Genomic DNA, 7713 nt, shown 5'->3' on the forward strand with positions numbered 1-7713 from the left:
TGGCGACGCGGATCACAGGGGAGGCGGGCCCGTGCCGAACGCCGGCGGACTGGACGACGCCCGGGCGGCGGCGATCGAGCGGGCGTACGACCTGGTCGGCCTGGCCCAGGGCCAGAACGTGGACGCCGAGATCGCGGCGGCCGAGGACGCGGCGATCGAGCGGGGCTGGACCGACGTCCGGCTGATCCTCAAGTGGGCCCGGACGATGGCCACCCGCGACTCCGGCCTGGACAACGTCGAGCACCTGCGCGCCATGATCGACCTGGCCGAGAGCACCGGCGAGACGGTCCTGCTCGCGCTCGCGCTGGCCACGGTGGCCGCGCGGGGCACCACCCTGAAACCCGCCGTCGACGTGACCGATTCGACCGCTATCCCGCTGGTCCGCGCGGTCGCGCTGCTCGACGAGCGGAGCGGCCCGGTGGTGCACCGGGCCGGCGCCCTGATCGAGGTCGGCGTCGCCGCGCAGGAGCTGGGCTTCTGGGAGCTGGCCGTAGAGTACTACGACCTCGCCGAGCAGGCCCTGGACGGCGCCGACGACTCGCGGCTGGCCGGCACCATCCTGCTGCAGCGACGGGTGCTCGCGTACAACCGGGCCGAGGTGGTGCTCGACTGGGCCAGCGCCCAGGCCATGATCGGCAACTGGGACGCCGCGGCCCGCAACGCCGCCGCCGCGCTGCCCGGCGGGCTCACCGCCGTCGACGAGGACTGGCCGGCCAGCTGGGAGCTGGAGCACCGGGCCCACCTGCACCTGCTCGCCGCCCTGGCCGGCGGCCGCCCGGCGGACATCGCCCTGCCCCCGGACGCCCCGAGCACGGGCGTCTCGGCCACCGCGATCGTCGCGCTGGGCGCCGCCATCGCGGCCGCCCGGATCGCCGCCGCCCGCGCGGCCGCGGTACCCGCCTTCGTCGCGCCCTTCGCCGCCGCGGCCGAGTTCGACGCGGCCGCCCGGCTCGCCGCGGATCTCGCCGGCCGCCTCGGCTGGGCCACGCCGCCCGGGACCCGGCTGCTCTGCATGAGCATCGCCGCCCGGCAGCCCGGCACGCCGCCGGCCGCCGTGGCGTACGCCGACGAGCTGGCCCGGCTGCGCTGGAACGCCCGCCTCGACCAGCTGGCCGGCCTGCGCGACGCGATCGAGGTGGAGCGCCAGCGCCGCGACCACGAGCACCTGCGCCAGCAGCTCCTGGTCGACGAGCTGACCGGCCTGGCGAACCGCCGGGGCTACCACGCCTACCTCAACGCGCTGCTGGTCCCCGGCGCCGCGCCGGCCACCGGCGGCTCTCCCGCCGGGGCCCCCGCCGCCCCTCCCGTCCGCGATGATCGGGAGTACGCCGTCATGATGATCGACGTCGACCACTTCAAGCAGGTCAACGACCGCTTCGGCCACGACGTCGGCGACCTGGTCCTGGCCCGGATCTCGGACATCCTGGCCGCCCACGTACGCCCGGTCGACCTGGCCGCCCGTCTCGGCGGCGACGAGTTCGTGGTGGTCCTGGCCGGCGCCGGCCCGAACCACCCGGAGAAGCGCGCCCAGCAGATCATCGACGCGGTCCGCACCGAGCCCTGGGACGACCTGGCCCGCGGCCTGGCCGTGTCGATCAGCATCGGCGTCCACCGCGGCGGCGTCCAGGAGCTCCCGACCCTGCTGACCGGCGCCGACCGCAACCTCTACTACGCCAAGGGCACCGGCCGCGGCCGCGTCGCCGCCACCAGCGCCCCGGCCCACTCCTGACGAAGGGGCCGCAGCCCGGGCGGCGGCCCCTTCCACGGCCGGAGGCGGACAGCAGCGTGGCTACCTACCCACGGGATTGACGACGCTGTTCCACGTCTGGACGTTGGCGATCTCGCTCTTGGTGTAGCCGCTGTAACCGGTACTGGCGGCGGTGACGCGCATGCGAGCGATCTGCAGGTTTCCGTTGGACTTGTCGCTCAGGGTGGTGTGGCTCTTGGTGCCGGCGAGCTTGTCGTTGACGTAGAGCGACATGAGATCGGTGGAGGCGTCGTAGGTGGCGGTGATGTGGTACCAGATGCCCAGCTTGGTGGTTCCGGTCGCGGAGATCGCCGCATCCCACAGCACCGTGCTGGCCGGGTCGTCGGTCCTGGCCATGGCGAAGGCCCAGTACGTGTTGATGGACGGATAGATCTTGAAGATGGCGCCCTCGGTCCCATCCTGCGAGATCACCGTCTGACTCAGGACGCTCGGCTTGACCCAGAACGAGACGGTGAAGTTGCCGTCGCTGCTGACCGCGTGGCCCGCGGTGATCGTTCCGGTGCTGCCGTCGAACTGGGCGTCCGGGTCGAAGGTCTCGCCGTTGTTCCAGGTGGCCCCGCCCTGACCGGTTCCGGTGAGAGTGCCCGCGACATCCGCGGCGGTGGTGACGGCGCTCTCCTCGCTCACATCGCTGAGTGGCCAGAAGTGAGCCGGCGGGGTGAGGGTCTGCGCGGTGATCGTGCCGGTACCGGTCCCGGTTGCCAGAGCGGTGACGAGCGGGCCACCGAGAACCACGACTACGGCGAAGCCGCTCTGACATCACTCGCGTTCATTCCCGCTGAGGGGCTGGCAGTAAAATACGGCGGCAAGCTGCTCCGCGTCGACGTTGAGTCCATCGAGGGCCTTAACCTGGTCGCGTCAGGATGTAGAGCAGCAAACAGCTTCGACCCGAAGACACGGGTCCTACTGGCGGACGGAACCACCAAGACCATCGACGACGTTGAGGTCGGCGACGAGGTCCTCGCCAGCGACCCGGAAGCCGGAGACACCGAGGCGAAGGAGGTCACGGCCCTCCACGACAACGTCGATACCGACCTGGTCGATCTGGTCGTCGAGGACGGGAGTAGTCGGCAGTCGGTTGTCCACACCACTCAAGGCCATCCGTTCTGGTCCGTCGACACCTCTCTCTGGACCGACGCCGGCGACCTCCAGCCCGGGGACCATCTTAGGAGTGTCGACGGGGCCCCGGTCAGTGTGGTTGCAGTTCACGCTTTCCTCAGCGCCAAGCGGATGCTTAACCTCCCCTGATCAGCGGAGATTTGACTGATCGAGGGTGACGAAAGAAAGGTGCACCTGACCTGCAAGGATGTGAGTGTCTAGATCAAATCCACAGCAGAGCAAGGTGCACCTTTCAGGTGAGTAAGGGTAGCGGGTGGGATCAGCGGCTGGTCGTCGGCTCGGGCGGGAAGGGCCTGGTCGGGCACGCGGGCGCGGTCTTGATACGTAAATGCGCGGACCGAGTGGGGCTGACCGGCGGGTTGAACAAGGTGCTGCCGCGTGGTGACGGCCCGGGCTGGTGGGACCGCGGCACGGTCCTGGTCTGCCTCGCGGTCACGCTCGTGCTCGGCGCCACGAGCATGTCCGACATCGCGTTGCTCGCCCATCAGGACCTGGTCCTCGGTGACCGGCCGTCGGAATCGACCGTCCGCCGCGCGTTGGCCGGTCTCGACGAGACGGCATTGAAACGGATCGGCAAGGCGCGGGCGAAGGTCCGCGCCCGGGTCTGGGACCTGCTCTCACGTCGACCGCAGGGGTTCCCGTGGTTGACCGTGGCCGGGAAACTGCTGTCCGGGTGGGTGGTCATCGACCTGGACGCCACCCTGATCGCCGCTCACAGCGACAAGCAGGGCGCGGCGGCCACCTTCAAGAAGGGCTATGGCTTCCACCCGCTCGGCGCCTGGTGTTCCAACACGGCGGAGTGTCTGGCCATGCTGCTCAGATCCGGTAACGCGGGGTCGAACACCGTCGCTGATCACATCCGGGTCCTCGGCGCTGCGATCAACCAATTGCCGGTCGCCTACCGGCGCAAGATCCTCATCCGCGTCGACGGGGCCGGCGCCACCCACGAACTGCTCGACCACATCGAGGCGATGAACCGGCTGTGGCGCAGCGTGAAGTTCACCGTCGGCTGGACGATCACCGACGCCGACGAGACCGCGATCGAACAGGTCCCCGCCGACGCGTGGACCGACGGCCTCAACCAGGACGGCACCGCCACCGGCACCGCGCATGTGGCCGAACTGACCGGTCTCAACCAGCGCCTGGACAGGTGGAACGGCAAGCTGCGGCTGACCGTGCGGCGCACCAAGCCGTCGGCTCGGCACGTCAAGAACCTCACCGACCTGGAGAAACGTACCGGCTGGCGGTACCGGATCGTGGCCACGAACATCACCCGCATCGCCGGTGTGCCCGGCTCACATCAGCCGCAGTGGATCGATGCGCTCCACAGAAGCCACGCTGGAGTGGAAGATCAAGTCCGGCATGCCAAGGCGATGGGCTTACGGAACCTGCCGTCGAAAGCCTGGACCGTCAACCGCGCCTGGGTCCTCACGGCGAACATCGCCGCCGACCTGACCGCCTGGACCCGGCTGCTCGGCCTGCACGACCAGCCGGATCTCGCTCACGCCGAACCCGAAACGCTGCGCTACCGGCTACTGCACCTACCCGCGAAACTGGCCACCCACGCCCGCCGCCGTGTCCTGTCCATCTCCGAGACCTGGCCCTGGGCCGACGCGTTCACCCTCTGCTGGCAACGCCTCACCCTGCTACCACCGGCCACCTGACCTTCAATCCTGTACCTACCAGCAGAAAGGCCGCCTCCCGGGGCCCGGAGACCTCGCGCGTCCACAGCGACACGTGGCGACCCGCCACCCACCACGAGTGGACAAAACGGTCAAGCCGAAACGGTCAGGCAGGGAGCAAGACCCTCTGACGAATCGAGGTTAATCTCACCGTTGCGGGCATCCACACGTACTATGTGCTCGCCGGCACAACACCGGTCCTCGTACACAATGCGGGTCCGTGTTTTGGACCTGTGCAAAATCCGTCGCGGGGCAGCACTGCGCGACGACCTCACGTCGACTGGGAAGAGGATTTGCTGCTGGAAGTGAGGAATAATCCGGAGGCCGGTGAAAGATTGGTGAGGGTTCCTCAAATGGATCCGAGATGGCCGGCCGATAAAGGTTGGCAAAAGATGACCCAGACGATTGATGACGTGGAAATTCATTACCAATACCAGACTACGACAGGTGCAGTTGACGACCTCAAGGTGAAGGACTGGGTTCCGGGAGCGGTCGACTGATGGTTATGCGGGTAATCTGTGTTGGAAATCGTGGCAGTGACTTGCCGGAATCAGTCTTAAGCCGGAGTGGGAACTTAAAATCAACTAAATTTCAGTTAACGGTCGACGGTGCCTACGCGGTCTACGCAATGGCTATCAGTCGAGGAAATCTCATGCTCCTTGTCCTGAATGACGGTGTTCGGCCGATCTGGGCTCACGTTGAACTGTTCGATTTTACCGATGCCAAACTTCCTTCTGACTGGAGCTTCGTTAAGCGAGATGAGGGGACATTTGGAATTAGTGCGCTGTGGGGGTACCGCAGCATGATTGAAAACCCTTCGCACAATGATGACTTGATGGAGCGTGAGCGTGACGCGTGGAGGGACTTCCTGGCAGACAATGAGGGGACCTTTGAGGAAGGGCCAGATCAGGAGAAGATCCGGGTGCTGAGCAACGCATTCAACTCTGGTCGTACCTTTTCGAAGCCTCCTAGCGCGGGATAGCGTGTCGGCTGATATTGGCGCTGAATCAGATTGTTCAAGATCTGTATTGGTGACGGAAGGTGCGTGACTTCCAACTTCCGTCACCAACCTGGACATTGGCAGGTCGTCCATGCGCCGGGCGTGGGCTGCGCTCGTGCACGCTCGCGTACGCCGTGATGCGCTGGCGTTGCTGTCGCGGTTGATGTCAGTTGATCAAGTCAATCTAAAAATATCAATACCATGGCCTGGGCTGTGTATGCATGCCGATATGCGCAGATCGGAAGCGCTCTGCTTCGCCAGGCGTGCGCGCGGGGCCGTAGGCCTTGAGCGCGTGCGCGCGGCCCGGCTTCGGCCGGGCCCTTCTTGATTACGTATAGCTTTTCTTGGCCAGACTCTTCTACTCATAGCACCGTGAAACAGTCTGAAGCTAACCTTTCGGGTGCTCGTTGGCGCTCGGCTGTCCGGGCGGCGGTCGGCGGCGTGGCTGGGGTGGGCGCCATGGGTGTCTGCCCGCGTGATCGTGGCGTCTGCGGGGCCGTAGTGGTCTCCGGGGTCAAGGGTCGCCCGTAGGGCGGTCGCTGTGGCGACGCGGTAGCGCCCTTGAGGCCGGAGGGGCGGCCTCGTACCCTCGCGGCGCCGGCCGCTGTTGGTCTCCTCTGGTGCATGGGCATGCTCCGGCGCTTCGTTCCGTGCCCGGTGGTCCGCCCGTGGTCGTGGTTGTGCGTGGGGGGTTGCTGTCACCGTTGCTGTCACGATCGATGATCGTGGTTCTTCGGGACGGCCAATCCTTCTGAAATCGCAGGTGGAGTCAGGTGTGACGTAGCGTAGTCGCCGGTCGCGTCCACACGTACTATGTGCTCGCCGGCAACACGTCCGTACTCGTCCACAACACTGGGCCAGCTTGTGAAATTGGTCCGAATGGGTGGCCAGTGCCAGCCATGGACAACTGCAAGGCGTGCGCTACGGAGATCCAAAAAATTGTCGGTGGTGACGTTGTTCATATCAAGGATGCGTATGGTGCTCCGGCGCTCGGGCCATCAGTTCGTGATCCCCTCGGCAAGTGGATTGAGCACTATGCCGTTATCAACGGATGGTACGGTATACGATGGGTTTACTGGGCGAACAGGCATGCCATTGAATGCGTATCGCGCTCAATGGGAGTATGGTGAGTATCTTTCGTTTACTCCGGTGGGGTGATGGATCATGAACGTCTCTGAGCTCTGCTTCCATCTTCGACGCCGGCGGCGGATGTACTTGCTAGATGATCGATTCGCTACGGCGGTCGCGTTCGTGGAGGGATATAATGCCGCGTTCGATGGCGTGCCGTTGGCGGGTTTCCGCGATTATGTCGCAGATCAGATTGTCGGTCACGGCTCCGCCCTTCATTGGTCCTACCTGATTGCTTCTACTAGGGCGACTGGCATTTTAGAGGGCGAGATTTCTCTTGACCGACTCCCGGCCGATTGTGAGGTTGGGCTAACGGACATGCTCGTCGATCTGTTGGAGCGATATCAGGAGGGGGTGCAAGAGCCGCGACCGTAACTGGATAGGTGTTCTCCCGACGGAGTGATGCCATCACCTTGGGGGTCGGTCTCGCTCCGTCGCGTGCTGAAGGTCGTAGTTGTGTGTCCCGGTTGATGTCAGATACTTAGCGTGTGCGTAAATGCATCGATGCCTTGTTGGTGGTGCACCGAGGTAGTCGACGGGCGGCGATGGGACGTGATCGAGCAGTCACCAGCTCGGTGTGATGGCCGCGGCCTGTCCGGTGCCTCGGCGCGTAGCGTCGTGGCGTCGATCCCCGGAACCACTGCGGAGCTCGTCCAGCGAAGAAATCGTCACGGCCTGTTGCAGCGCCGTGGCGGCTTCTCGCTTCTGCCGCTCCGTCGGGTGCCTGCGCGCGGGCCGAAGGTGTAGCGCGTGCGCGCGGCCCGGCCTTGGCCGGGCCGTTCTTGATCCTGTATGTGCTCGCCGGCACAACGCCCGTGTTAGTGCATAACGTAGGGGAGTGCCCGGTGACTGGACTACCTCACGGTGCGATGGGAGAAGCGGCGACTCGCCAGCGAATGGCAGCGGACGGCTTCACCAATGGTAACTAATCAGGTCGGTCGTTTCGGGCCGGTTTGATCTTGGTGGGGTTGTTGGGCAGGATGTCCGGGTGTCCGAGATGCCGTCCATCGTGGAGT

General features: G+C 65.6%; 6 protein-coding genes. 5 read left to right on the plus strand and 1 reads right to left on the minus strand.

From position 1 onward, the window contains the following. The first annotated feature begins 31 nt into the window (after nucleotides 1-31). Nucleotides 32-1729: a GGDEF domain-containing protein gene (locus AB0M08_RS07990; protein ID WP_364490302.1), complete on the plus strand. Its 1698-nt coding sequence runs from the start codon at nucleotides 32-34 to the stop codon at nucleotides 1727-1729. A 60-nt stretch (nucleotides 1730-1789) separates the two neighbouring features. On the opposite strand, the gene AB0M08_RS07995 is transcribed toward AB0M08_RS07990, so the two are convergent. Next, a complete protein-coding gene (locus tag AB0M08_RS07995; RefSeq protein WP_364490305.1) occupies nucleotides 1790-2395 on the minus strand; it encodes a LamG domain-containing protein in 606 nt (201 codons plus the stop codon). A gap of 18 nt (nucleotides 2396-2413) precedes the next feature. On the opposite strand from AB0M08_RS07995, the gene AB0M08_RS08000 reads away from it, so the two are divergent. From AB0M08_RS08000 to AB0M08_RS08015, 4 genes are all read left to right on the plus strand, one after another. Continuing rightward, nucleotides 2414-3016 carry a polymorphic toxin-type HINT domain-containing protein gene (locus AB0M08_RS08000; RefSeq protein WP_364490308.1) on the plus strand — a complete coding sequence of 201 codons (603 nt, stop codon included), beginning with the start codon at nucleotides 2414-2416 and terminating at the stop codon, nucleotides 3014-3016. 107 nt (nucleotides 3017-3123) lie between these two features. Beyond that, a complete protein-coding gene (locus tag AB0M08_RS08005; protein WP_364490311.1) occupies nucleotides 3124-4551 on the plus strand; it encodes an IS1380 family transposase in 1428 nt (475 codons plus the stop codon). Between the two features lie 311 nt (nucleotides 4552-4862). Beyond that, on the plus strand, nucleotides 4863-5069 hold the full coding sequence (locus AB0M08_RS08010) for a hypothetical protein (RefSeq protein WP_364490314.1): 207 nt from the start codon (nucleotides 4863-4865) through the stop codon (nucleotides 5067-5069). Between the two features lie 152 nt (nucleotides 5070-5221). Next, on the plus strand, nucleotides 5222-5551 hold the full coding sequence (locus AB0M08_RS08015) for a hypothetical protein (protein WP_364490317.1): 330 nt from the start codon (nucleotides 5222-5224) through the stop codon (nucleotides 5549-5551). Nucleotides 5552-7713: the final 2162 nt, after the last annotated feature.

Origin of the sequence: Actinoplanes sp. NPDC051851, assembly GCF_040681165.1 — a bacterium.
In the GTDB taxonomy this organism is placed as follows: domain Bacteria; phylum Actinomycetota; class Actinomycetes; order Mycobacteriales; family Micromonosporaceae; genus Actinoplanes.

Excerpts from the sequence above, each read along its gene's own strand:
- AB0M08_RS08015 (WP_364490317.1), top strand. The coding sequence starts at position 5,222 with ATGCTCCTTGTCCTGAATGACGGTGTTCGGCCGATCTGGGCTCACGTT.